The sequence below is a fragment of the Fodinibacter luteus genome, from assembly GCF_039541575.1.
GTDB lineage: Bacteria > Actinomycetota > Actinomycetes > Actinomycetales > Dermatophilaceae > Fodinibacter > Fodinibacter luteus.
The window spans coordinates 1-866 of sequence record NZ_BAABGM010000044.1 but is presented as its reverse complement, the minus strand read 5'-3'; the positions used below and the strand labels follow the sequence as shown (position 1 = coordinate 866).

At 75.8% G+C, this 866-nt stretch carries 1 pseudogene; it reads left to right on the top strand.

The features are described from left to right. A pseudogene (locus ABD899_RS18890) lies at positions 1 to 866 on the top strand (HNH endonuclease signature motif containing protein); the annotation flags it as partial.

Sequence of the window (866 nt, the reverse complement as noted above, 5' to 3'; positions counted from 1 at the left end):
TGATGAGCCTGAGGGAGCGCCGCTCCGTCGTGGAGGCTGCTGCCACGGCGCTGGAGGGGTTGCAGGCGGTGCTGGCGCAGGCGTCGGGTCCTGAGCTCGCGGAGTGGATGACGGTGGCCGACCGGGTCGCGGCGAAGGCGGGTGCGGCGCGGGTGGCGGTGACGGTGGAGGCCCTGAGCAGGGGTGAGGTCGCCGAGTCCGGTGCGAACGCGCACGCGTGGGTGCGCGAGCACGCGCCCTCGCTGCGGCAGGGCGGGGCGGCCCAGGTGGCGAAGGTGGCGACGACGATGGCTCCGGCGGGGGCGGCGTGGAACCCGGACGGGGTGGGGTTGGATCCGGAGTCGGTGGAGGGGATCGTGGCGGCGGGGGTGGCTGAGGGGTCGGTGTCCCCGGCGCTGGCGACTGCGGTGCTCCGGGAGATGGAGCGGCTGGTCCCCCTGCTCGTCGAGGAGGCGGTGCCCACGGTCACGAGGGCGTTGCTCGATCTGGGGGTGGCGTGGGGGCCGACCCTGATGCGCCGGTTGCGGCCGCGGCTGTTGGCCGAGCACGGCCGGCAGGGTGCGCTCGACGACCTGCAGGAGCGCTTGGCGAAGTCCGCGCGGTTGTCCGCGCCGATGGTGGAGTCGGGGGACCTGACCGAGTACCAGCTGTTGATGACCCCGGAGCAGGCGGCCGTGTTGGAGGCGGCGATCGGGCCGCTGTCCGCGCCGGCACCGAACGAGGTGACGGGGGAGCGGGACCTGCGCCCGGCGGGGCAGCGCCGGGTCGAGGCGTTGACGCAGGTGTGCGCCCGCTCCTCCGGCCTGGACGCCGAGGGTGGCGGGGCGGACGGGGCGGCCGCAGAGGCGGCCGCGGTGCACGTGATC